Below are 22,179 nucleotides of genomic sequence, written 5' to 3' on the forward strand. Positions count from 1 at the left end.
AGCCGTCAGCGATCGCCGATCGTTACCTTGTTGATTTTCGTACCGTGCGGAAGGTCTTTTACTTGCCGGTGAATCTGGCCGGCTATGTGCACTTTGACCACGAAGAAAGTCTTGTTGATTTGCTTAACGGACATTTCGCCACCGAGCACGGGCGGCTTTTCGAAGTCGTAACATTCGTCGACCCCCAAGACCAATCCCTTCTTTCGTGCCGTCGTCACTAATCCAGCCAGCAACAGTTCGTCGCGACGATCAGGATCATTGAACTGGGTTGTAAGTTCCGGCCACGTTTCCGAGACTTGGGTCAATCGGCCTCCGACCATGTCCAGCAATTTGACGGAACCATCGCGAGCGCGGAAGAAAATGTCGCCGAACGCAGAGACTGCGCCGGGCTCCAAGCCATCAAGCCCAATCCACTTCCAGCCGTCCAGCGCTTCCCAGATATCCTTCTTTGATGGCTCGATAAACAGATGCTGGAGACCGCTCGGCCACGGGCTTCTGACAGCGTCTGCATTTGGCTTAGAAACAGAATTCCCAAAGACAAAAGAAATAAAGCGAGAAAAAGAATTAGCCATACCTCACCCCCTGGAAGCATCGCATACTTACAGCAGAATGATCGACGATCAAACATGGTCGCGCAGACGCCGATGATGGTCGTCGCCTCGAACCGCTTTTTGCGTTAGATAGGGCCAAGCTCACGCGGCGGGGGGAGAATGCGGATCAGGATCGTCGGAACCGGCAGGGCGGTACCGGCTGAGCGCCTCACCACACGCGCCCTGGAGGCGAAGCTGAGCCTTGGCGAGGGCGCGCTTGAAACCGTCACCGGTGTCGTCGAGCGCTATGTCTGCAATGCCGAATCGCAGATCGATCTCGCCTGTGCCGCCGCGCGCCTTGCGCTTGAGGATGCCGGCGTAGAGGCCGGCGCCGTGGACCTGATCGTCGGCGGCTGCGGCGTGCCCTACCAGCCGCTGCCGGCGACCGCGCCGCTGGTCATGCAGTGCCTCGGGGTGGCGGACGGCTCGGCCGCCGCCTTCGACGTCAACAGCACATGCCTTGGCTTCCTCACCGCCTTCGAGACCGCGGGCCGCATGATCGAGGCAGGGCAGTGCGAGACGGCTCTGGTCTTCTCGTCCGAAGTCGCCTCGCGCGCTTTGCCGTGGCAGGACGCGCCGGAGATCGCCGCGCTCTTCGGCGACGGCGCGGCGGCGGCCGTGCTGCGCAAGGCCAAGCCAAGCGAGGGAAAGGTGGCGGCGAGCCTGATGCGCACTTATCCATCGGGCTGGGAAGCCTGCGGCATTGGTTCGGGCGGCACGCGCTTCGATTTCCGCAAGGATCGGGAAGCGTTTGCCGCGCACAGCCTGTTCCACATGGACGGCAAGGAACTGTTCCGGCTTACCTCGCGCCACTTCAACGGCTTCGTCGATGCTCTGCTCGGGCGCGCCGGCTGGCGGCATGACGATGTCGATCTCGTCGTGCCGCATCAGGCGAGCCCCTTCGCGCTTGCCCATATGGCGCGCCAGACCGGTTTTGCGCCGCAAAAGCTCGTCGACGTCTCCGCCCGCTTCGGCAACCAGATCGCGGCCTCCATGCCCTTCGCGCTCGACATCGCGCGCCGCGACGGGCGCGTCGCGCCAGGCATGAAGCTGCTCTTCCTCGGCACGTCGGCCGGTGTCTCCTTCGGCGGCATGGCGCTGGAGACCTGAGGGATGGCCGTGCTCGTCACCGGCGCCAGCGGCTTCCTCGGTGCTCATGTGCTCGAGCGGCTTGCCGCGTCCGGCACGCTGGCGCTCGGACTCGGCCGCGATGAAGCGCGCTGCGCCGCGCTGGAGGCCGCCGGCCATCGTATCGTCCGCCACGATCTCGCGCAGCCGCTCGATGGCGCACTCGATCCGAGGCTTGGCAGGGTCGAGCGGATCATTCATTGCGCGGCGCTTTCTTCGCCCTTCGGACGCCTCGCGGATTTCGAGGCGGCGAACGTCACGGCGACACGGAACCTGCTCGACTTCGCCGAGCGGCAAGGCGTCAGCCGCTTCGTCCACATCTCCAGCCCGTCCGTCTGCTTCGCCTTCCGCGACCAGCTTGGGCTCAGCGAGGATGCGGCCTTGCCGGAGCCCGTCAATCACTATGCCCGCACCAAGCGCGAGGCCGAAAAGGTTGTGCTCGGCCGGCCCGCCATCCATCCGGTGGTGCTGCGGCCGCGCGGCATTTACGGCGCCGGCGATCGGGCGCTGCTGCCGCGCCTGATCAAGGCCGCGAGGAGCCGGCCTTTGCCACTGTTTCGCGATGGCCGGGCGGCCATCGACCTCACCCATATCGACGATGTCGTCGACGCGGTGATGGCGGCGCTTGCCGCGCCCAGGGAAGCGGAGTGCGAGATCTTCAACATCTCTGGCGGCGAAGTGCTGCCGGTCCGCCGCATCGCCGACGAGGCCTGCAGCCGCGCTGGTCTCAAGGCGCGCTGGCGGCCGACGCCGCTCATGCCGGCGATGCTGGCGGCCGGCCTGATGGAAGCGGTGGCGCTTCGGTTACCCGGGCGGCCCGAACCGCCGGTCACCCGCTATGGGCTCGGTCTCTTCGCCTATGCGCAAAGTCTCGATCTTTCCAAGGCGAAGCGGATGCTCGGCTGGACGCCGAAAATTGCGTTCGAGCAAGGGCTTGATTGCACTTTTTCCAGCGAGGCCAGGCCATGAAGCTAGTCTTCGCCAACAGCGCCTGGGTGAGCGCCGCCGCTCGGCTGATCCTGCGCGGCGGCAGTTGGCAAGGTGTCAGGCTGCGTGTCCGCTACGGGCTGATTTTTCACCCGGTTGCCGGGCCGGTGCTCATCGACACCGGTTACACGCCGGAAGCACTGACAGGCGAGGGGCGCGGCCGCATGCTGCGCCTCTATGGCACGCTGCTGAGGCCCGAGTTGAACGCCGCCGAACAGGTCCTGCCGATGCTCAAGCTCTTCGGCCTGTCGCCCGATGACATCCGCACAATCATCGTCACGCATTTCCACGCCGACCACATCTCGGGCCTGTCGCTGTTCCGCAACGCCCGCTTCATCGCCAGCGATGCCGCCTGGGCGCGGGTCAAGGCGCGCAGCCCGAGGCAGAATCTGCGCCATGGCGTCTTTGCCGAACTCTTCCCGCTGGATTTCGAGGCGAGGCTGGAGGGCCTGTCCGCGAAGCGGAGGGTCAAGGCGCGCGAGGATGTACCCGGCGGCGCCGATCTCTTTGGCGACGGCAGCGTGATCGCGGTCGATCTGCCTGGACATGCCGATGGCCAGTTCGGCCTGCTGTTCAATGGCCTCGACCGGCCGCTGCTCTACGCCGTCGATGTGCAATGGCTGCTCACAGCCTTGACCGAAAACCGCGCGCCGGGTTTCCCTGCCACGCTGATCGCCGAGGATGCCGCGGCGATCGAGCCGACCAGTGCCATGCTGCGCCGCTTCCTCGCCGTCGGCGGCGAGGTGATGCTCTGCCATGATCCCGCTCCGACATCTTATGATCTCGCGCCGGAGGCCGCATGAGCGGGCTGGCGGAAGCGGCAGGCTGCTTCGCCCTGACACGCTGGGTGTCGCGCAAGACCCGGCCCGGCTTCGAACGCTGGCAGGCGGCCGCCTTGCGGCGCTTCCTTGACCGCGACCTGCCGCGCGCGTCCTTTTACGGCAAGGCGCCGGCGCACCTCACCGACTTGCCGATCACCGACAAGGCGCTGCTGATGGCGCGCTTCGACGAATTCAACATCCACGGTCTCACCGCCACGCAAGCCTGGGCGGCCTTGGCGCGCGATGGCCGCGCCGGATCGCTCACGGTCGGCGCCAGCACCGGAACATCGGGCAATCGCGGCTTGTTCGTGATTTCCGAGGCCGAAAAATACCGCTGGCTGGGCGCGATTCTGGCCAAGGCGGCGCCCGATCTTCTGTGGCGCGGCATGCGCGTCGCCGTCGTCCTGCCGCAGAACACCGGGCTTTACGACAGCGCCCGCAAATCGCGCCTGATCAAGCTCGCCTTCTTCGATCTGACCGCAGGGCCGGAGAGCTGGCGCGGCGCACTCCAAATGTTCGATCCGACAGTCATCATCGCGCCGCCAAAAATCCTGCGCCATTTCGCGGCCGAAAACTTCCGGCTCCGGCCGAAGCGCGTTTTTTCCGCCGCCGAGGCGCTCGACCCGGTCGACCGTCCGGTAATCGAAAATTTCTTCCGGCTGCCGCTCGACCAGATCTACATGGCGACCGAAGGCCTGTTCGCGGTGACCTGCCGGCAGGGCGGACTGCATCTTGCGGAAGACTCCGTCTTCTTCGAATTCGAGCCGGCGGGCGAGGGCCTGGTGACGCCGCTGGTGACGGCCTTTCACCGCCAAACCCAAATCATGGCGCGCTACCGGATGAATGACCTTTTGCGCCTGTCCGGACAGGCCTGCGGCTGCGGCTCGCCGCTGCGCTGCGTCGACGAGATCGTCGGCCGCATGGACGATGTTTTCCGTCTCGTGTCGCAGGATGACCCGATCCTGGTCACGCCGGATGTGCTGCGCAACGCCGTGCTCAAGGCCGACCGCCGCATCGATGATTTCCGCCTCGTCCAGACCGGGCCGGACGGCATCGAGCTCAGGCTTCCGCCGACGCTCCCGGACGAAGCGGCGGCTGCAGCTCTTCAAGCAGTGCAAGCGTTGCTGGACGCACGAAAAGCGGCGGCCACCGTGACGCTCATCCGCGCGCCGCTGCCGCTGGAAACAGGCCGCAAGCTGCGCCGCGTCGAATGCCGCCTGGAGCCGGCGCGGTGAGCGGCGCGGCGACGGCGGAAAGGCCTGCGCAGCAGGCCGACCGGGTCGAGAACAAGCCGGCAAAGGTCGAGGCTTTTGTGAGGCTTTTCAACGAGGTGCCGGTGCGCGATCTCATCGCCAACCTGAACACGAAAGTCGAGACGTTCGAAACCGCCGGGCGTATTTTTCCGTTGACGCTGAACGACGCCGATGAAGCGCCCAACTGCTATATCTGCTGCCCGACCTGCGCCTATATCGACTATGCGATAGACGAGACGCGCAACTTCGCCGCCCACCCGCTGCTGCAACGCGCGCTCAACGCCCTGATTGGGGCGTGCGCGCCGCTTGTCAGGGCAAGCGGCCTCGACCATCAGGCGCAGGTCAACAACTGGCTTTATTCGACCAATCCGGTGCCGTTGCTCGACCGGCCGGCGACCGCGTCGCTGCGCGCGGACCTGACCGGGCGTTTCCCCGATCACGCCATCGTCATCCGCTCGTTAAACGATATAGCCGATCCAGCGACCATGGCCGCCTTGAAGGCCGAGGGGTTCCGCATGCTGGCGGCGCGCCAGATCTACATCTTCGCCGACCGCAGCGCATCGCCCGCAATGACGCGCGACATGAAGCGCGATCGCGCCCGCCTGCGCGCGACGCCGTTCGAGCGGGTCGGCAATGGCGATTTCACCGAGGCCGATTATGCGCGCGCCGAGCAGCTTTACAATCTGCTCTATCTCGACAAATACACGCCGCTCAATCCGCACTACACGGCTCGCTATATCGCTGAAATGCACAGACGCGGCATCATCCGCCTGGCGGGGCTGCGCAGGCCGGGCGGCGAGCTGGTCGCCGTCACCGGCCTGTTCGAAAACGGCGGTACGCTGACCCAGCCCATCGTCGGCTACGACACGGGCTTGCCGGTGGCCGACGGGCTTTATCGCATGATGATGGCAGTGGTGCAGGACCACGCCACGGCGCGCGGCCTGTTCTTCAACATGAGCGCGGGTGCCGCCGATTTCAAACGCCGGCGCGGCGCGGTCGCCGCGATCGAATACAACGCCGTCTATGCCGGGCATCTTGCGCTTCGCCGGCGCCTGGCGATCCGCGTCATGGAGACCGTGCTGGCGCTGGTCGGCATTCCCCTGCTCAGGAGGTTCGAATTGTGAGCGAGCGGCGTGGGGAGGATCATTGGCAGGCGGCGGCGCTGTCCGCCGATATCGGCAAGCGGCCGAAGCGCATTCTGTTCGACGGCGCGCCGGTGGTGCTGTTCCGCTCGGCGCAGGGCATCGCCGCGTTGTTCGACCGCTGTCCGCACCGGCTGGTCGAGCTGTCGACCGGCAAGATCGTCGGCGGTGAGATCGAATGCCCCTATCACGGCTGGCGTTATGACGGCGAAGGCCGCTGCACCGCGATCCCCGGCCTTGTCGGCGCCATGCCGCACTACCGGGTCCGCCGCTACACGGCGATCGAGCGCGACGGCGTCGTCTTCATCTCGTCCGGCACGCCGCGGGGCGAGCCTTACCTGCACTGCATGCAGGGCAGGGACATCATCGCGCGGCGGGTGCGCTCATCGACGCAGTCGACGGTGATCGACGCCGCCGAGAACATCCTCGACGCCACGCACACTCATTTCACCCATAAGGGCCTGCTGCGCGGCCTCACCTCCAAGCGCCATCTGGTGCGGGTCGAGGTGACCGGTGGCGGGGGCTGGGTCGAGGCCAGCTACACTGGCGAGGACCGCCAGCAGGGCCTCATCAGCCGGTTGCTCGAAGGCGAGCGCGCGAAAACGATCGGCCGCTTCCGCCATCCCGGCATCGCCGAGCTCGAATATTGGGGCAAGAACGGGCTGGTCCTGGCCACCACCTTTCACCTCCGCCAGGCCGACGAACGCACCGTCGAGGGTGTCGGCTGGCTGATCGGCCGCCGCCAGGGCCTGCTCGGCGAGATGAAGGCGCTGGCCTTCAAGCCGCTCTTCACCATCGCGCTGCACCAGGACCGCCGGGTGCTGAAATCGGCCAGCGACAACGCTCGGCTGCCGCCGCAGGCCCTGCCGGTGATCGGCCCGCTTGATTTCCTGCGCCGCGACATCGCCGCGATCATGGAGGGTAAGATGCCGGCGGCGGCAGGTGAGGCAAGGGTGCATTATATCGAGCTGTGATTGTTTGCCGATAAGGCGGCAGGTCGCGTTCCTTCGCCCCCCTCTGGCCTGCCGGCCATCTCCCCCACGAGGGGGGAGATTGGATGTCGCGCCGGCTTTGCCAATCGCCGGCGTGGCAGAAGGAGCGAGGCGCCCGAGCTGCTGATCTCCCCCCAAGTGGGGGAGATGTCCGGCAGGACAGAGGGGGGCGCTGTCCCGCCAGCTTCTACAATATGCATGCTTAGCCCGGCCCATTCCACTCGATATCGCGCGTCGATGCCGCCTGCAGGCTGATGCGTTCGCGCAATGCCACCCCAGCAATCTCCGCCAGCGCCGGCCATTGCGCTCTTGCGGGCGCTGAATCTTCCGTCCAATTGAGCAATTCCTTGCCCTCGCGCATCGCCTTTCGGAATCCGCCAAACCCTCCCGAACGCAGCGCCGCCGGCAATCCGTAAATCCACATCGCGAGCCGCACCGTTTGCGGGGCGATGACGTCGGGCGCGACTTCCTGACCGTCGCCGAGCACGGCATCCACAAAGCGCGCCGGATCGCGGAAGAAATGCAGGCCGCTCACGGCGCGTGGGTTGCATTCGAGCGGCAGCACGCGGCCATCCGCCTCGCGCATCAGGTCGAAGGAGATCTGCCCGGTCCATGCGGTGCCGGCGACGATGCGCTCGACCAGATCGCGCGCCGCATCGTCCTCGACCCGCTCGAAGAAGATGCCGGCGCCTTTGTCGGCGCGGTAGAGCGAGCGGTAGAGCGCCAGCGCCTTGAGCCTGCCTTCTCGCGCCACCGCATAGGCGCTGATCTCCTTGCCCTCGACAAAACGCTGCGCCACCCAGGGCATGGCGGGCGAGGGCACGATCGCATCGAGGAAATCCGGTGTCGGACGCAGCAGAATGTGGCTGGCGAAGCGCGACCAGACCGGCTTGAACACCAGGTCGCGCGAGCGGCCACGTACCGTCTCCAGATCGTCGCGGGAATTGAGAAGCGTGGTCTCCGGCACCGCCAGGCCAAGCTGTTCAGCCAACCGGATGAAGCTGTGCTTGTTGTGAACCTGCGCCAGCAACCCGATATCGGGGGCAAACAATCGCGCCGGCACAATCTTGTCGCGCCAGGCGAGCGCGAGGTGAAAGACCTCCTCGCAGGTCGGGACGACCATCTCGACGCCTTCAGTCCGTATCAGCGTCTCCACCGCCTCGGCATAGGCTCGCGGTTCGAAGCGCGGCGGCGGCAGCCGGCAATAGCGCGCGCAGGCCTTGCTCGCCGCCGCGATGGGCCTCGCCGGCGTGTCGGCCAGGATCACCCTTTTCCCGGCGCCATGGAGAAGGCGCGCCAGATGCAGCGCCACTGGCGCGCGTGCCCCTGTAATCAGGATGGATCTGTCAGCCCTCGGCATCGGTCATTCGCGGTCGTTCCCGTCGCGAGGACCGATGCGCGAAATCAGGGCGATTGGCAATGCAGCTGGTGCCGGCCAGTCTGCCTGATCACTTCCGGCGCGCCTTCGGCTTTTCCATAGCCGCCGGCTTGCTCGGCCAGTGCCAGCCGTCGCCCTCGCCATGCGCGGGCTGCGGCCGCGCCACATAGGCGAGCGCGCCATTGGCCTCGAGATAGACGCGCGACAGCATCTCGGCGAGCACGCCCGACGTCACCGCCTGCAGCCCGGCGATCACCAGGAAGAAGCCGGTGATCAGCATCGGCCTGGTGCCGATATCCTGTCCCAAGAAAACCTTGATCGCAAAGAGATAGGCAAGAATCAGCGAGCCGAGCACGCCGAGCACGATGCCGATGCCGCCGAAGAAATGTCCGGGTCGCGTGCGGTAGCGCAGGAAGAAGAACATGAAGACGAGATCGAGCACCACGCGGAAGGTGCGCGAGATGCCATATTTCGACTGGCCGTGGATGCGTGCGTGATGCGTCACCACTTCCTGGGCGATGCGGCGCGGCGTCGTCACCGTCGCCAGCCACGCCGGGATGAAGCGGTGCATCTCGCCATAGAGCCGCACGCTGCGGATGACGCTGCCACGAAACACTTTCAGGCTGCAGCCATAGTCCTTGAGCTGCACGCCGGTGACGCGCGCGATCAGCCTGTTGGCGATGCGCGAGGGCAAGCGGCGCATCCAGAAACCTTCCTTGCGATCCTTGCGCCAGCCGGCGACGAGGTCGAGATCCTCGGTCAGCAGGCGGTAGACCATGCGTGGAATGTCGAACGGGTCGTTCTGCAGGTCGCCGTCGAGTGTCGCGATGACGTCGCCGCGCGCGGCGTCGAGGCCGGCCTGCATGGCCGCGGTCTGCTTGTAGTTGCGCACCAGTTCCACGCCATGCACATGCGGCCCGTATTGAGCCGCCAGCCGGCGGATCTCGGCGGGTGTGGCGTCGGTGCTGCCGTCGTCGACCAGCACCACTTCCCAGGGCTGGCTGTAATTCTCCATCGCCTGATGGATGCGGACGAGCAGCGGCTCGACATTGTCAGCCTCGTTATACATCGGGATGACGATGGAGAGCTTGTGCTCGGGCATGACGGCGCCCTCGGGCAGTCCCGATGCGGGAATGGGAAGCACGTTCATGGCGGTCATTTCCTTGCCGGTCCTGCCGTCGGGGTTTCCGGCAGCGTCGATTTCGAGGGGAACAGCCAGGCGATCGCACCGGTTGCGACCGCCGAGCAGAGGATGAAGAGATGCAGCGCCAGCGCCGCCTGCAGGCCATCCTTCATGGCAATGCCGGAATAGAGCAATGCGGCTGCGGCGCCCGCCTCATAGGTGCCGAAACCGGCGACGCCCTGCACCGGCAGGATGGCCGCGGCTTCCGCGCCGACGGCGCCCGGAAAGGCGGTCTGGAACGAGATGTTGAGCAGCATTGCGAGCAGCCATCCCTGCACGCCGAGCTTCAGCGCCCAGTTGGCGATCGTCCACCACCAGCCATAGCGTGAGCGTCCCGTCGCTTCGGTGAAGATATCGCGCAATTTGCCGAGCTTCGAGACAATCCTGCCGCCAGTGGTCCAGTTATGCGGCGCGCGCGCCCAGCGCGGCAGATACCATGCGGCGGCGATCAGCGCCGCGATGCCGGCGGCCCTGAGCGCCGGATGCAGGCCCGGCCAGACCAGACAGGCCAGCACACCGACGACGAAAGCGTCCTGCAGCCGAAACCAAAGCAGCGAAGCGCTGGCGCGCACGATCGAGACGCCGAACACCTGGCGCAAGAGGATCGGGAAGGCCGTCTCGCCGCCGCGGAACGGCACGACGTTGATCATCGCATTGTGGATCAGGATGACGCGAAGCACGGCGCCGAAGCGGCCGTTCACATCGTCGCGAAACTCGTCGCAGACACGCAGCGCCCTGAGCACATAGGTGACGAACAGCGCCGCCGCCACCGCCACGAAAGCGCCGGGCGTGATGGAGGCGAAAGCATCGCCCACCATCTTCCAGCGCTGGTCGCTGGCAAGCCATGCCAGCAGCGCCAGAGTGACGATTATCGATATCGCTCGCTTCAATCAGGTCTCCAATGGGCCGCCCGGCCGGGGCGGAAGCGCTATCCGAGGGCCTGCAAAGCGGCAACTCTCGGATGTCGGCCCGGCCGGCGGCGGTCCGATATCGGATCCGTGCCAGCGTTTTTCAAGGCGCTGTTCCTATAGAGCAGCGGCGGCGGCGAATCCACAAGCTTGGTTGGAGCGTCGACCGAGGCGGCGAAAGGCGGGCGGGGTTCGCGCCCGCCCGCTTTGCCGGATAAGCTATGCCGGGATAAGTCTTACTGCCCGGCCATCTCTTTCTTGAACTGGTCGAAATCGACCTGCATGCCGTTGAAGATCGTGCTCCAGTGGCGTGTCAGCGCGGCCATCGCGACGGCCTCCTGGATCTCCTCGTCGGTGGCGCCGGCGTGCTTGGCGTTCTCGGTGTCCGACCAGATACAGTAGCTGCACGGGATCTGCGCGGCGACCGCCAGCGAGATCAGCGACTTCTCCTTCGGCGTCAGCGCCGTTTTGTCGCTGAGCTCGATGGCCTTGACCTCGGCCCACGCCCCGGGCAGACCGGCTTTCGGGAACTGTTTCACGAAGCTCGGCACGCCGCCCATCGTCGACTGGATGTCCTTGAGGGCGGCGTCGTAGTCATCAGCCCGGGCGGGCGCGGAAGCCAGAGCAGTGACAAACACGCTCGCGGCGGCGATGAGCGAGGCGGAACGAAGGCAGGAATGCACGGTTGAGACGATGCGAATGACTGACATGATCTTCTCCTCTGGTTTTTGTTAGCCTTACGTTGTAAGGTGTGTGGAAGATGAACCTTACAGTGTAAGTTGTCAAGCGCCGCCATGGATGCACAGAGCAAAAAAAAGCGACCCCGGGGAAAGCTCTCCCGCGAGATGATCGAGGACGCCGCCTTCGAGGTGATCGAGCGGGAAGGGCTTTCCGGCTTTTCGATGCGCAAGCTCGCCGCCAGGCTCGGCTGCGAGGCGATGAGCATCTACCACCACTTCCCCTCGCAGGCGCATCTCTACGAGTCGCTGGTCGACCGGCAGATGAGCAGGCTTGTCATCCCTGACGACAGCCTGCCGTGGCGCGAGCGGGCGCGTGTCGGCATGCAGGAATTCCGCCGCGTCGCCACCGAGCACCCGGCCTTCGCGCCCTTCATCGTCGTCTATCGCATGAACTCGCCGCCCTGCCTCGCCAAGCTCAACGCCATCATCGGCCTGTTCGAGGATGGCGGTTTCGGCCCCGAGCTCAGCGCCCGCCTGTTCCGCGCCGCCGGCTATTATCTGATGGGGGCGATCCTCGACGAGACGGCCGGCTACGCCAAGGGGCCTTCGGCGGTCACCACCGTCAGCGACGAGGAACTGGCGCGCGACTATCCGAGCGTTATTAAGGCCGGCGCCTATTTCGGCGCCAGCGGCTTCGACAAGACTTTCGAGCTTGGCCTGGAAATGTTTCTGGACGAGATGGAGCGGGTCCGCGAAGCTGCCCGAAACGAACCCGCCAAAAAATAGCGGCGATCTCGCCCAGAAAACCAAGGCTCTGAATGCGCTTCCTCTGTGTCCTTCTCCTCATCGCCGGTGCCGCCATCGGCATCTTCTATCCCTGGGCGATGAGCAATTTTTCCGGCCATGCGATCGGTACTTACCGCGTCTATGAGGGCGGCCGCTTCCGGCCGGTCACCGTGCAACTCGCCGCAAGCGACGCGCCGGTGCGGGTGCTGGTCGACTTGACAGCGCGGGCCGAACGGGTCGCTGGCCAGCAGCGCACGGTGCTGATGCTGACCGCGGCGAACGGCGGCCGCACGGTGCTGGCGTCGGCGCTCTCCTTCAACCACACCGACAATCCCCGCCAGGCGAGCCCGCAACTGCCCGACAAGATCTTTCGCGACGAGGGCGGCGTCATCGATAGGGTCACGCCCGGTCCTTATGTGTTCACCGTCGGCCCCGGCGATGCCGACGGCATCGACATGCGCGCGGTCGATCTCATCCTGCGCGCCGGCACCGGCTCGATCGACGAACGCGCGCAGCCGGCCGGCTATACGCTGATGGGCGTCGGCCTTGCCGGACTGGCGCTGTCGCTGGTCTTCGGGCGCCGCGGCGGAGGCGATCCGCAGAATCCCAATTCGCAGCCGCCACCGCCACGCTGGGGCCGCAACGGTTCGCCACGAGCATGATGCCGAAAAGTGTGAAGCGGTTTTCGGTCGACATCATGCTCTCTAGAGGTAGGCGCGCATGAATTATCGCCACGCCTACCACGCCGGCAATTTCGCCGATGTCGTCAAGCATGCCGTGCTCGCGCGCCTCGTCGAATACCTCAAGCAGAAGGATAAGGCGTTTCGCGTCATCGACACCCATGCCGGCATTGGCCGCTACAACCTTGCCTCGGTGGAGGCAGGCAAGACCGGCGAATGGCAGGGCGGCATCGGCCGGCTGGCCGAGGCGACGCTCGAGCCGCGGGCGGCGGCGCTGCTTCAGCCCTATCTGGAGGCGGTGCGCGCGCAAAATCCCGACGCCGGCCTCAAGCATTATCCCGGCTCGCCGCTGATCGTGCGACATCTCCTGCGCAACCAGGACCGGTTGACGGCGGTCGAACTTCACCCCGAGGATGCCGCACGGCTGAAATCCGTCCTCGTCGGCGATTTCCAGGCGAGGGTGATCGAGCTCGACGGCTGGCTGGCGCTGGGCGCGCAACTGCCGCCGAAGGAGAAGCGCGGCCTCGTCCTCATCGATCCGCCCTTCGAGGAGGAGGGCGAGTTCTCCAGGCTCGTCGATGGCCTGCTGAAGGCGCATCGGCGCTGGCCGGGCGGCATCTACGCGCTCTGGTACCCGATCAAGGATCGCAGGGCGGTGACCGCTTTCCGCGCGGCGCTGAGGGAGACCGGCATTCCAAAACTGCTCGACATTGCCTTCGATATCCGGCCTGCCTCAGACGAGCCCAGCCTCGACGGCAGCGGGATGGTGGTGGTCAATCCGCCCTACACGCTGGAAGGCGAATTGAAGGTGCTGTTGCCCGCCCTTCACAAGGCGCTTGCTCTCCGGCAGCCGTCGCGATGGACGCTTGATTGGCTGGCGGGCGAGCAGGGCGACCGCGCGCCTAAGCCAGCGCCGTAGGCGTCACACCGGTCAGCCGCCGGCTTTCGCGGATCAGATGCGCCTGGTCGGCATAGCCGGCCTCGATAGCGAGCAGCGCGGTCGAGGCTTCGCCCTGCTGCCGTTGCAGGCGCCGGAACCGGTGGAAGCGCAGGATGCGGTCGAGCGTCTTCGGGCCATAGCCGAAGGCGTCCTCGAAGCGGCGTCGCAGCGTCCGTTCGCTCATATGCAAATGGCGTTGCAGGAAGGGAACCAGCGGCGTCTCCGGCGACAGGCCCTCGTCGAGGACACCAAAGGCCCGGCCCATCCGCGGGTCCAGCGCATCGCGGCCCTCGGTGTGCATGCCGACCGTCTCTTCCAACTGCCGCAGCATGGCCGGCAGATCGGTCGCAGCCTTGATGCGATCCGACAGTTCGCGGGCACGCGTGCCCCATAACTCCTGGAGGTCCAGCCGCCCGCCGACGATTTCGCTGGCCGGCACGCCGAGCCAGCCGGCGGCCGCGCCCGGCCGGAAGCGGAAGCCGACAATCACCGCGCCGGCGGCAGGCATCTCGATCTGTGGCTCCCTGTCCGGCCCGGCAACGCGGAAGCGGCCGTCGATCCATTGCAGGTCGATCGTCGCGTCAGGCGTGATGACGATGGGCGGAGCGGCGCGCTCGTCCATGCGGTGGACCCAGATCGCACAGAAGGCATCGGTCAGGCCTTTGCCAGCGGGCCGTTCCCGGAAGAAGCCGGTTGTCTGCGCCAGGACCGGTTCCATTTCTTCTCCGATCTCAACCATCGGATGCCGGATCGGTGCGACGGTCAATTTTGGCCGAAATCTTCAAGGCCGGCCACTCCATCCATGGCAGAACAGACGCAGCCTGATGGCGCCCATCGGCGCGTTTGCCGACCACATCCGATTTCGGATGTTGGTTTCGAATATAGAAAGGAGTGAGAGAAATGAAAGCTCGCATCACCGTATTGACGCTCGGCGTCGACGATCTGGAAGCGTCGCTCAAATTCTATCGCGACGGCCTCGGCCTGCCGACCGAAGGCATCATCGGCCGGGAATTCGAGCATGGCGCCGTCGCCTTCTTCGAGCTCGCCGGCGGCCTGAAATTCGCCATCTACGAACGCGCCAACATCGCCTGGGATGCCACGGTGCCGCAGAGCGGCCGCAGCCCGACCGAGCTCACCATCGGCCACAATGTCGGCAGCGAGGCCGAGGTCGACGCCGTGATGGCCGAGGCCGTCAAGGCCGGGGCGCGCGTGGTCAAGCCGGCGCAAGAAACCTTCTGGGGCGGCTATGCCGGTTATTTCCAGGATCCCGACGATCACCTGTGGGAGGTCGTCTACAACCCGGCCTTCCTCCCCGAGGACTGAGCGGAGCGAAGCAGATCATCGAGAGGAGGCCGCCATGCCTGGTCAAACCGTTCAAGCGCTTGGCGCTCTCCTCATCGGTGGCGTGTTCGTCTTCGCCGGCATCGAACATTTCCTGAAATTCGGGGCGATGCGCGGCTATATGGCCGCGCAGAAATTTCCGGCTCCGGCCTTGATGCTGGCCGCCGGTTCGGCGGTCGAGATCGTTGCGGGTTTCCTGCTTGCCGTTGGCATGGCCCGGCCCTTCGCCGCCGGCGCGCTGGTCATCTTCACGCTGGCGACGAACGCGATGCTGCTGCGTTTCTGGGCCAGCGAGGAGCCGGAGCGCGAGGTGCTGCGCAATGCGTTCCTGATCAACATCGCGGTCATCGGCGGGCTGCTGCTTGCCGGCACGTTTTAGGCTGTATGGAGGTTCAGGCGATGCCGGTATGACCTGAATCTCCATGCAACCCAATTAGCTGGTGAAGTCTGGAACGAAGTTTTGTGGAAACCATTGTTTTCGCGACCGCTTGACCGCCGCCAAGCGAATCCGCACAGTGCGCGGAACCGACCTTGAGAGGCTGTCATGACTCGCTTCGCCCATTCCGCCCTTGCCGCGCTGGTTGCGCTGTCCACTCCCTTTGTCGCTCCGCTGGGCTTCACCCAGGCGGCGCAGGCCGCAGACCTTTCCGTCTACAGCGGCGACGATGGCAGCGTCTGCGGCGAAAGCTGGGTGCTGAGCAAGATCACCGACCGCTTCTCCTACCAAGTGCATCACGTGCCGCATCTGCCGGACGTCGCGATCACAGATTTCCGCAACATCCGCCAGCATCGCTACGAGCGGGCGAGCGACGAATGGCCGATCGGCCGCCACTATTGCCGCGCCACCGTCAACCTGTCGGACGGCCGCGACCGCTCGATCTTCTACCTGATCGAGGAAGGCCAGGGCTTTGCCTCGATCGGCGACAATGTCGAATTCTGCGTCTCGGGCTTCGACCGCTGGCTGGTTTATAACGGCCGCTGCCGCGTGCTTAGGTAAATTTTCCGGCTGATAGGCAGGCCGGAGGGGCGCTGTCCCGCCGGCCTATCCTTTTTCTCTCAACCGTCTCCATCACCAGCCCGCGCCAGCAGCAGCGCGCGCTCCCGCTCATTTGCTGTTAGCTCGGCGGCGCGGCGGAATTCGGCGCGGGCCTCCTCCATCCGTCCGAGCCTCGCCAGAAGGTCGCCGCGCACCGTGGGCAAGAGGTACGACTCTTTCAGCCGCAGTTCGTCCCGCAGCGCATCGGCGATGGCCAGCCCTTGCGCCGGTCCGAACGCCATGCTGGCGGCGACCGCCCGATTGACCTCGACGATGGGCGAGGGCGCCGCCAGCGCGAGCGCCTGGTAATAGGCGGCAATGGCGATCCAGTCGGTGTCGGCCGCGCTCACCGCGCGGGCATGGCAGGCGGCGATCATCGCCTGCAGCTGATAGGGACCGGGCGTCGGCGTGAGCGCCATCGCGCGTTTCAATCGGTCGAGGCCGCGCCGGATCAGCGACCAGTCCCAGCGGCCGCGGTTCTGGTCGAGCAGCAGGATCGGATTGCCGGCTCCGTCTGTGCGGGCGCCGAAGCGCGAGGCGCCGAGTTCCATCAGCGACAGCAGTCCGATCGCCTCCGGTTGCTCCGGCATCAGCGTCGCCAGCAGGCGGCCGAGGCGCAGTGCCTCGTTGCCGAGATCGGCTCGCAGCCAGTCCGGTCCGGAGGACGTGACATAGCCTTCGTTGAAGATCAGGTAGATCACCTCCAGCACAGCAGTCAGGCGCTCGCGCCGCTCTTGCCCGCGCGGCGTCTCGAAGGCGATGACGGCGTCGCGCAAGGTCCGCTTGGCGCGCACGATCCGCTGGGCGACGGTGGCCTCGGGCACCAGGAAGGCGCGCGCGATCTCCGGCGTCGACAGTCCGCCCAGCATCCGCAGCGCAAGCGCCGCGCGCTGCTCTGCCGGCAGCACCGGATGGCAAGAGGTGAAGATCAGTCGCAACAGATCGTCGTCGATATCCTCGTCGAGCGCCGCCTCGATGTCGGGCATGGCGCACTCCAGCTCGGCGAGATCGACGGCCAGCTGCCGATGCTTGCCGTCGATCAGCACGGTGCGGCGCAGCCGGTCGAGCGCGCGGTTCATGGCGACCCTGGTCAGCCAGGCGGCCGGGTTGTGCGGAATGCCGTCGCCGGGCCAGCGCTCCAGCGCCTCGACAAAGGCATCCTGCACCACCTCCTCGGCCAGCCCGACATCGCGCAGGGTGCGGGTGAGCCTGGCGGCGAGTTTCGGCTGCTCGATCCGCCAGACCGCTTCGATCGTTGCAGTCGCGGTCAATCCTTGAGCTCGTCGAACCCGTCGACGACCTTCTGGACGTCCTCGGGAAAATCGTTCATCTCGAAAACGCGCCGGACCTCGATGACGTCGTTTTCCCCCGCGGGGCAGCGGCGTGCCCATTCGATGGCTTCCTCGGGCGAGCGCACGTCGATCATCCAATAGCCGCCGAGCACTTCCTTGACCTCGGCGAACGGGCCGTCGGTGACGGCTGGCTTGCCGCCCTTGAAGGAAACCCGCGCGCCCGAGGACGGCGGATGCAGCCCATCGAGCGCAAGCAGCACGCCGGCCCGCTTCAGCTCTTCATTGTATTTCATCATCGTCGCCACGGCCTCGGCTTCGGGCCTGACGTCGGGAGCCGCGGTCGCGTAGCCGCCGGGGATCATCAGCATCATGAAACGCATCTTTGTGTTCCTTCGGTTTGCAGGTTGCGATGATACGACGAACGGCGATCGTCGGAATCGACAGGCGATATGAATTTAATTGCGATGCCGGTAACCGAGGAGGCGCGGGCACGCGGCCGGCGCCAGCCTCTCAGCCGTCGCTGCCTCAGGTTGCCCTGCCGCCCGATACGTAAGCCTCGATCAGCTCGACGAGCTGCTTCTGCAATTCCGGCGCGTCGAGCATGTTGCGGCGCGCCGCGTTGTGGATCACGCCTTCGATCGCTGACGAGAGCACGCGCGCCATCGTCTCGGTATCCTTGCGGCGCTTGCGGTACTGCGCGACGGCCGCCGCGTAATGTTCGAGATAGCGCGTCTGGAACGAGGCATGCGCGGCACGCGAGCCGCGGTCGCCGGGCGCCTCGTCGAGCAGCACCTGGTGCAACGTCGGATGGATCGAGTGCGCGCCGATCATGCCGCGCACCAGCTCGCGCGCGAATTGCCTCAGCGGCTTCTCGTCGGCCGCCGCTTCGCGAATCACCGACAGCACATGATCGAAGTGACGGCGCCGGATCGCTTCGACCAGAGCGAGCTTGTCGGGGAAATATTGATAGAGCGAGCCGATGCTGACGCCTGCGGCCTCTGCCACCTTGTTGGTGGAAAAGCCCGCCCAGCCGAGCTCGCTAAGAACGCGAGCACCGGCTTCGATGATCGCCTCGACGGTGGCGATCGAACGCGCCTGGCGCGGCTGCTTGCGCATGCGCGCGGCCGGCTTTGCAATGCGAGTAGACATGCTGGCCCGTCTCCCGAGAATATAAACAGGATACTCACATTCATTTCACCAACGCAAATGGGCCGGAACATGAGCCCCAAGACCTTGCTGAAGAGCCTGCTTGTCTATCAGGCCTGGGCGAATGATGAGCTCGCGGGAAAGCTTGCGGGGATGGATCCGTCCCGCGACCCCGAGGAGCGGCGCGCCGCGATCCACCTGATGAACCATATCCATGTCGTGTCGCGGATTTTTGCCGCGCATCTGAGGGGCGTCGCCCATGGCTATGCGAGCGACAATACGCCGGACACGCCCGAACCGCGCGCGTTGCGCGTCGCCTTGGCCGAGATCGACGGCTGGTATCTCGACTATCTTGAAACCGTTGCGGAGCAAGAGCTTGCCGACCCGGTCGCCTTCACCTTCACCGACGGCGACAGGGGCTGCATGACGAGGCAGGAGATGCTGACCCATATCGTCTTGCACGGCAGCTACCATCGCGGCGAGATCGGCCGCATGCTAGCCAGGATCGCGCACTCGCCGCCCTGGGACACCTACGCCGTCCATCTGCACCGGGTCGAGCCGGCGCGCCGCCTGCAGCACGGACGCCAACCGGCGGGCGCTTGATTGTGGCGCCTGAATATGAGCCTTAAGCTCACTTTAAAGCGCTCAAGCTTTGGCCGTCGCGCATGGCCGGTTCATCTGTAGATGTTTCTGCTGGACAAGATGAAGTCGACCTCCGACGGCCTCTTGTCCATTATGAGCACTCTGCTCACATTGTGATGCAAGGTTATGCCGCCGGTCGGTGGAGGATCGGGCGATAGAAGCCGCACGAAAATCTGTGGGCCGGGCCGTCACTTCGAAAGTGACAGATTCGCTCACAATTTTTCAATGAGATGCATCTTCGAGCGTTTCGTGTAACCAAAATTCAATAACTGAAAATCATTGTGTTGCTTCGCTGGCTAGACAGTCGCGAGTCAGATATGCATAGACACGCCGGGTCACTCACGACCATCGGCAAAACGCAAGGGGCATCGCATGGCAAAGACGACAACCAAGGCGCCGGCGGCGAAAGCGCCGGCAAAGAAGCCGGCAGCTAAGGCTGCCGCGAAACCTGCAGCAGTGAAGAAGGCAGCGGCCAAGCCCGCCGCCAAGGCTCCGGCCAAGGCAGCGGCGAAGGCTGTGGCTAAGCCCGCCGCCAAGAAGCCGGTGGCGAAGGCAGCGGCCAAGCCCGCCGCCAAGGCCGCGGCCAAGCCGGCGGCCAAGCCTGCCGCCAAGAAGCCGGCAGCCAAGGCCGCGGCCAAGCCCGCCGCCAAGGCTCCGATGAAGGCCGCCGCCGCCAAGGCACCGGCCGCTGTCAAGAAGGCAGCTCCGGCGAAGAAGCCGGCCGCCAAGAAGTAATCGCGTAGCTTCGCTCGCGAACCGCAACAGGTGAGGGCGGGTGCCACCTTGGCACCCCTCTCGCCAATTCGGTGTCAGAGCGAGCGGAGTCGGAGCGGGCGCTCCTCCTAAAGCTCTCGGAAATTTTGCCGCCAGGCAAAACGTCCGGGAGCTTTTTCTTTGGGGTGCCTGCGCCGGCAAGATGCATTGGCCAATCCGGATTGCCCGGCTGGCCGTTGCCCTTCGGATCCCGATCGGTCAACAGTGCCGTAAACAACTGGGAATCCGATCATGCCGAAACTGCTCTACGCTTCCACGTCGCCCTACAGTTCGAAGGTCCGCATGGCGGCCGCCTATGCCGGCATCGCGATCGACCTCGTGCCGGTCAAGACGGAGGACAAGCCCGCCGATCTGATCTCGGCCAATCCGCTCGGCAAGATCCCGGCGCTGGTGCTGGAGGACGGCCGCTCCATCCATGACAGCCGCGCCATCACCCAGCATCTCAACCGGTTGTCGAAGAACGCACTCTTCCCGCGCAATCCGGACAAGCGGCTCGAGGCGGAAGTTCTCGAGGCGCTGGCCGACGGCATCTGCGACTGCGCCCTGTCAATGGTCTACGAGCGCCGCACGCGGCCGGAGGCGATGGTCTACCAGCCCTGGCTCGACCGCCAGTGGACCAAGATCGCCACCGCGCTCGACTTCATCAACGCCAATCCGCCGAAGCTGCCGAAGAAGATCACCGCCGGCCACATGGCGCTGCGCGCCGCCCTCGGCTATCTCGCGTTGCGCTTTTCCGGCCAATGGGAGAAAGGCCACAGCCGGCTCGTGCGTTGGGCCGCGAGGTTTGACGAGAAGTTCCCGGAGCTGAAGGCAAGCGTGCCGGGGTGAGAACTGCCAATCTCCCCCTTTGCGGGGGAGATCAGCAGCTTCGCCGCTGCACTTCTCCATAACGCCGCCCCCACTTGAACCCCATTCCCTTCCATGCTTGCCTGGCATCACCCAAGTCGGAGTGGTGAAGATGGCAAAGCCCTCAACCAGCGCCGCGCCGGACCCGATGGTCGCACGCCTGCGCGCCGCCCTCGGTCGACGCGCCTTCACCGAGCAGAAGATGTTCGGCGGCACCTGTTTCATGATCAACGGCAACATGCTGATCGGCACCTCGAAGCGCGGGCTTCTGGTACGCGTCGGCAAGGGCGCGCATGCGGCTGCCGCGGCACTTCCTCATGCAAGCACGATGGAGATGGGTGGACGCTCGATGGAAGGCTATATCCGTGTCGCGTCCGAAGGGACGGCAACCGACGCCGATCTTGCCGGTTGGCTCGGCCGCGCATTGGCTTTCGTCGAGACGCTGCCGGCGAAGGCGAAACCGCCGAAGCGGTCGAAATGAGGACGACTGGGGAGCTCGCAGCCCTTCCGTCTTCCGCGGACACAAAAAAACCGGGCGCAAGGCCCGGCTTTTCCGTGTCGTGGCTTTTACGACTTAGAACTTCATACCGACGCCGAACGTGACGCGGTTGTCCGAAGACTTGACCTTGCCCGTGTCGCCGAAGTTCTTGCTGCCGTAGTCGGTGTAGCGATACTCGACGCGGCCGAACACGTTGTCCGTGATCTTGATGTCGGTACCGGCGCCGGCGGTCCAGCCGAGCATGGCCTTGCTGTCGTTCACGCCGGTGACGCTGTCGTCGATCTTCTGGTTCTTGGCAGCGAGACCACCCGTGCCGTAGAGCAGGATTTCCGGGGTCACGGCATAGCCGAGGCGAGCGCGCAGCGAACCTTCGATGCCGGTCTTGGCCGAAAGGCCGTTGTCCGAACCCTTGGTGCCGTTGTAGCCGAGGTCGGCTTCAGCACCGTAGACGAAGTTATCCTGCTGCCAGTTGTAGCCGCCGAAAACGCCGCCGATGAAGCCCTTGGTCTTGGCGTCGACGCCCGGGGCCTTCACATGGCCGCCGAAGCCGTAGCCGAGATTGATACCGGCATAAGGGCCGGCCCATGAAGCAACCGGAAGCTCGGCAACCGGGGCGGGAGCCGGCGGCTCCTCGGAAACGACGTCGGCCGCGAAGGCGGTACCACCAAGGGCGAACAGCCCGAGCGCAGCAGCGAGCGGCGCGAATTTGAGATTGGTCTTCATTGTTATACTCTCCTTAAGCCACAAGACACTTAGGCTTGTTTGTTCATGAAACGCCCCGGCCCGTCCGGGGGGATAAACGGGCTTGGCGCTCAACGGTTCCAAATGTCGTGCTGAAATGCGGCTGAAGCGAACCTGAACTTGGGTCATATCCCGGCGCGAATGAGGCCGAAAGTTGACGTTGCATCTTCGCAACAGCGAATGTCAGCAGGCTAAATATGTTGCGCTGCACACCGCTTGGTTCAAGGGCTCCGGCGACATATATTGCCGGGAACGGTGCCCCGAATCCGGCGGGGCGGACGCGCGTCCGGGCGGCTTCGCCACATTCTTGCCCCAGGTGGAAATGGCATTTAACGCTTGGCCCGTCATATTGTGCCGGCTTCCCGGAATCGTGAAGCCGATTGAGGATTGACAA

At 65.3% G+C, this 22,179-nt stretch carries 26 protein-coding genes; 16 read left to right on the top strand and 10 right to left on the bottom strand.

What is annotated here, in order from left to right:
* Positions 1 to 5: 5 nt before the first annotated feature.
* Positions 6 to 572 carry a T6SS immunity protein Tdi1 domain-containing protein gene (locus FJ424_RS06675; RefSeq protein WP_140651823.1) on the bottom strand — a complete coding sequence of 189 codons (567 nt, stop codon included), beginning with the start codon at positions 570 to 572 and terminating at the stop codon, positions 6 to 8.
* Between the two features lie 138 nt (positions 573 to 710).
* Here FJ424_RS06675 and FJ424_RS06680 point away from each other — a divergent pair, with 138 nt between their 5' ends.
* Genes FJ424_RS06680 through FJ424_RS06705 form a run of 6 tightly spaced genes read left to right on the top strand, consistent with a single transcriptional unit; the run spans position 711 to position 6,895 of the window.
* Positions 711 to 1,700 (top strand): 3-oxoacyl-[acyl-carrier-protein] synthase III C-terminal domain-containing protein, encoded by a 990-nt coding sequence (locus FJ424_RS06680; RefSeq protein ID WP_140651825.1) that lies wholly within the window; start codon positions 711 to 713, stop codon positions 1,698 to 1,700.
* 3 nt (positions 1,701 to 1,703) lie between these two features.
* Complete coding sequence (locus tag FJ424_RS06685) at positions 1,704 to 2,687, top strand: NAD(P)-dependent oxidoreductase (protein ID WP_140651827.1); 984 nt, start codon at positions 1,704 to 1,706, stop codon at positions 2,685 to 2,687.
* Entirely contained in the window at positions 2,684 to 3,508 is an 825-nt protein-coding gene (locus tag FJ424_RS06690; protein WP_140651828.1) for an MBL fold metallo-hydrolase, read from the top strand. Before FJ424_RS06685 ends, FJ424_RS06690 begins: the two co-directional genes overlap by 4 nt.
* Complete coding sequence (locus tag FJ424_RS06695; protein WP_140651829.1) at positions 3,505 to 4,761, top strand: F390 synthetase-related protein; 1,257 nt, start codon at positions 3,505 to 3,507, stop codon at positions 4,759 to 4,761. The genes FJ424_RS06690 and FJ424_RS06695 overlap by 4 nt, the downstream gene beginning before the upstream one ends.
* On the top strand, positions 4,758 to 5,903 hold the full coding sequence (locus FJ424_RS06700) for a GNAT family N-acetyltransferase (protein ID WP_246677163.1): 1,146 nt from the start codon (positions 4,758 to 4,760) through the stop codon (positions 5,901 to 5,903). Before FJ424_RS06695 ends, FJ424_RS06700 begins: the two co-directional genes overlap by 4 nt.
* Positions 5,900 to 6,895 (top strand): Rieske 2Fe-2S domain-containing protein, encoded by a 996-nt coding sequence (locus tag FJ424_RS06705; RefSeq protein ID WP_140651831.1) that lies wholly within the window; start codon positions 5,900 to 5,902, stop codon positions 6,893 to 6,895. Before FJ424_RS06700 ends, FJ424_RS06705 begins: the two co-directional genes overlap by 4 nt.
* A 220-nt stretch (positions 6,896 to 7,115) precedes the next feature.
* Here the strand turns inward: FJ424_RS06705 and FJ424_RS06715 are convergent, their stop codons facing one another.
* From FJ424_RS06715 to FJ424_RS06730, 4 genes are all read right to left on the bottom strand, one after another.
* Entirely contained in the window at positions 7,116 to 8,273 is a 1,158-nt protein-coding gene (locus FJ424_RS06715; RefSeq protein ID WP_140651832.1) for an ATP-grasp domain-containing protein, read from the bottom strand.
* 88 nt (positions 8,274 to 8,361) lie between these two features.
* The gene (locus FJ424_RS06720; protein ID WP_140651833.1) at positions 8,362 to 9,441 is read right to left on the bottom strand and encodes a glycosyltransferase family 2 protein; all 1,080 of its coding nucleotides are present in this window, start codon (positions 9,439 to 9,441) and stop codon (positions 8,362 to 8,364) included.
* Positions 9,442 to 9,446: 5 nt separating this feature from the next.
* Entirely contained in the window at positions 9,447 to 10,364 is a 918-nt protein-coding gene (locus FJ424_RS06725) for a lysylphosphatidylglycerol synthase domain-containing protein (protein ID WP_140651834.1), read from the bottom strand.
* Positions 10,365 to 10,618: 254 nt separating this feature from the next.
* Positions 10,619 to 11,092 (bottom strand): carboxymuconolactone decarboxylase family protein, encoded by a 474-nt coding sequence (locus FJ424_RS06730; protein WP_140651835.1) that lies wholly within the window; start codon positions 11,090 to 11,092, stop codon positions 10,619 to 10,621.
* A 135-nt stretch (positions 11,093 to 11,227) separates the two neighbouring features.
* On the opposite strand from FJ424_RS06730, the gene FJ424_RS06735 reads away from it, so the two are divergent.
* Genes FJ424_RS06735 through FJ424_RS06745 form a run of 3 tightly spaced genes read left to right on the top strand, consistent with a single transcriptional unit; the run spans position 11,228 to position 13,447 of the window.
* Positions 11,228 to 11,848, top strand: coding sequence for a TetR/AcrR family transcriptional regulator (locus FJ424_RS06735; RefSeq protein ID WP_246677164.1), 621 nt, complete (start codon positions 11,228 to 11,230; stop codon positions 11,846 to 11,848).
* A gap of 32 nt (positions 11,849 to 11,880) precedes the next feature.
* Positions 11,881 to 12,510, top strand: coding sequence for a hypothetical protein (locus FJ424_RS06740; RefSeq protein ID WP_140651837.1), 630 nt, complete (start codon positions 11,881 to 11,883; stop codon positions 12,508 to 12,510).
* A 58-nt stretch (positions 12,511 to 12,568) separates the two neighbouring features.
* Positions 12,569 to 13,447: a 23S rRNA (adenine(2030)-N(6))-methyltransferase RlmJ gene (locus tag FJ424_RS06745; RefSeq protein WP_140651838.1), complete on the top strand. Its 879-nt coding sequence runs from the start codon at positions 12,569 to 12,571 to the stop codon at positions 13,445 to 13,447.
* On the opposite strand, the gene FJ424_RS06750 is transcribed toward FJ424_RS06745, so the two are convergent.
* Positions 13,431 to 14,186, bottom strand: coding sequence for a helix-turn-helix domain-containing protein (locus FJ424_RS06750; RefSeq protein WP_140651839.1), 756 nt, complete (start codon positions 14,184 to 14,186; stop codon positions 13,431 to 13,433). The two genes, FJ424_RS06745 and FJ424_RS06750, sit on opposite strands and share 17 nt — an antisense overlap.
* A 182-nt stretch (positions 14,187 to 14,368) precedes the next feature.
* On the opposite strand from FJ424_RS06750, the gene FJ424_RS06755 reads away from it, so the two are divergent.
* From FJ424_RS06755 to FJ424_RS06765, 3 genes are all read left to right on the top strand, one after another.
* On the top strand, positions 14,369 to 14,791 hold the full coding sequence (locus FJ424_RS06755) for a VOC family protein (protein WP_140651840.1): 423 nt from the start codon (positions 14,369 to 14,371) through the stop codon (positions 14,789 to 14,791).
* A 34-nt stretch (positions 14,792 to 14,825) separates the two neighbouring features.
* Positions 14,826 to 15,188: a DoxX family protein gene (locus tag FJ424_RS06760; RefSeq protein ID WP_140651841.1), complete on the top strand. Its 363-nt coding sequence runs from the start codon at positions 14,826 to 14,828 to the stop codon at positions 15,186 to 15,188.
* 165 nt (positions 15,189 to 15,353) lie between these two features.
* Positions 15,354 to 15,806: a hypothetical protein gene (locus FJ424_RS06765; RefSeq protein WP_140651842.1), complete on the top strand. Its 453-nt coding sequence runs from the start codon at positions 15,354 to 15,356 to the stop codon at positions 15,804 to 15,806.
* A 59-nt stretch (positions 15,807 to 15,865) separates the two neighbouring features.
* On the opposite strand, the gene FJ424_RS06770 is transcribed toward FJ424_RS06765, so the two are convergent.
* The 3 genes from FJ424_RS06770 to FJ424_RS06780 all read right to left on the bottom strand — a co-directional run bounded on the left by FJ424_RS06770 (position 15,866) and on the right by FJ424_RS06780 (position 18,253).
* Positions 15,866 to 17,116, bottom strand: a complete 1,251-nt coding sequence (locus tag FJ424_RS06770) for an RNA polymerase sigma factor (RefSeq protein WP_140651843.1) — start codon at positions 17,114 to 17,116, stop codon at positions 15,866 to 15,868.
* The gene (locus FJ424_RS06775; protein WP_140651844.1) at positions 17,113 to 17,517 is read right to left on the bottom strand and encodes a YciI family protein; all 405 of its coding nucleotides are present in this window, start codon (positions 17,515 to 17,517) and stop codon (positions 17,113 to 17,115) included. The genes FJ424_RS06770 and FJ424_RS06775 overlap by 4 nt, the downstream gene beginning before the upstream one ends.
* A gap of 145 nt (positions 17,518 to 17,662) precedes the next feature.
* Entirely contained in the window at positions 17,663 to 18,253 is a 591-nt protein-coding gene (locus FJ424_RS06780) for a TetR/AcrR family transcriptional regulator (protein ID WP_140651947.1), read from the bottom strand.
* A 102-nt stretch (positions 18,254 to 18,355) separates the two neighbouring features.
* Between FJ424_RS06780 and FJ424_RS06785 the strand changes: the two genes are divergently transcribed.
* The 4 genes from FJ424_RS06785 to FJ424_RS06805 all read left to right on the top strand — a co-directional run bounded on the left by FJ424_RS06785 (position 18,356) and on the right by FJ424_RS06805 (position 21,026).
* Positions 18,356 to 18,886 carry a DinB family protein gene (locus FJ424_RS06785; protein WP_140651845.1) on the top strand — a complete coding sequence of 177 codons (531 nt, stop codon included), beginning with the start codon at positions 18,356 to 18,358 and terminating at the stop codon, positions 18,884 to 18,886.
* Between the two features lie 411 nt (positions 18,887 to 19,297).
* Complete coding sequence (locus FJ424_RS33475) at positions 19,298 to 19,660, top strand: hypothetical protein (protein ID WP_181181592.1); 363 nt, start codon at positions 19,298 to 19,300, stop codon at positions 19,658 to 19,660.
* Between the two features lie 270 nt (positions 19,661 to 19,930).
* Positions 19,931 to 20,527 (top strand): glutathione S-transferase, encoded by a 597-nt coding sequence (locus FJ424_RS06800; RefSeq protein WP_140651846.1) that lies wholly within the window; start codon positions 19,931 to 19,933, stop codon positions 20,525 to 20,527.
* Between the two features lie 130 nt (positions 20,528 to 20,657).
* On the top strand, positions 20,658 to 21,026 hold the full coding sequence (locus FJ424_RS06805) for a TfoX/Sxy family protein (RefSeq protein ID WP_140651847.1): 369 nt from the start codon (positions 20,658 to 20,660) through the stop codon (positions 21,024 to 21,026).
* 93 nt (positions 21,027 to 21,119) lie between these two features.
* Here the strand turns inward: FJ424_RS06805 and FJ424_RS06810 are convergent, their stop codons facing one another.
* Positions 21,120 to 21,767 carry an outer membrane protein gene (locus FJ424_RS06810; protein ID WP_140644522.1) on the bottom strand — a complete coding sequence of 216 codons (648 nt, stop codon included), beginning with the start codon at positions 21,765 to 21,767 and terminating at the stop codon, positions 21,120 to 21,122.
* Between the last annotated feature and the right edge of the window lie 412 nt (positions 21,768 to 22,179).

Source organism: Mesorhizobium sp. B3-1-8 (genome assembly GCF_006439495.1).
Lineage (GTDB): Bacteria > Pseudomonadota > Alphaproteobacteria > Rhizobiales > Rhizobiaceae > Mesorhizobium.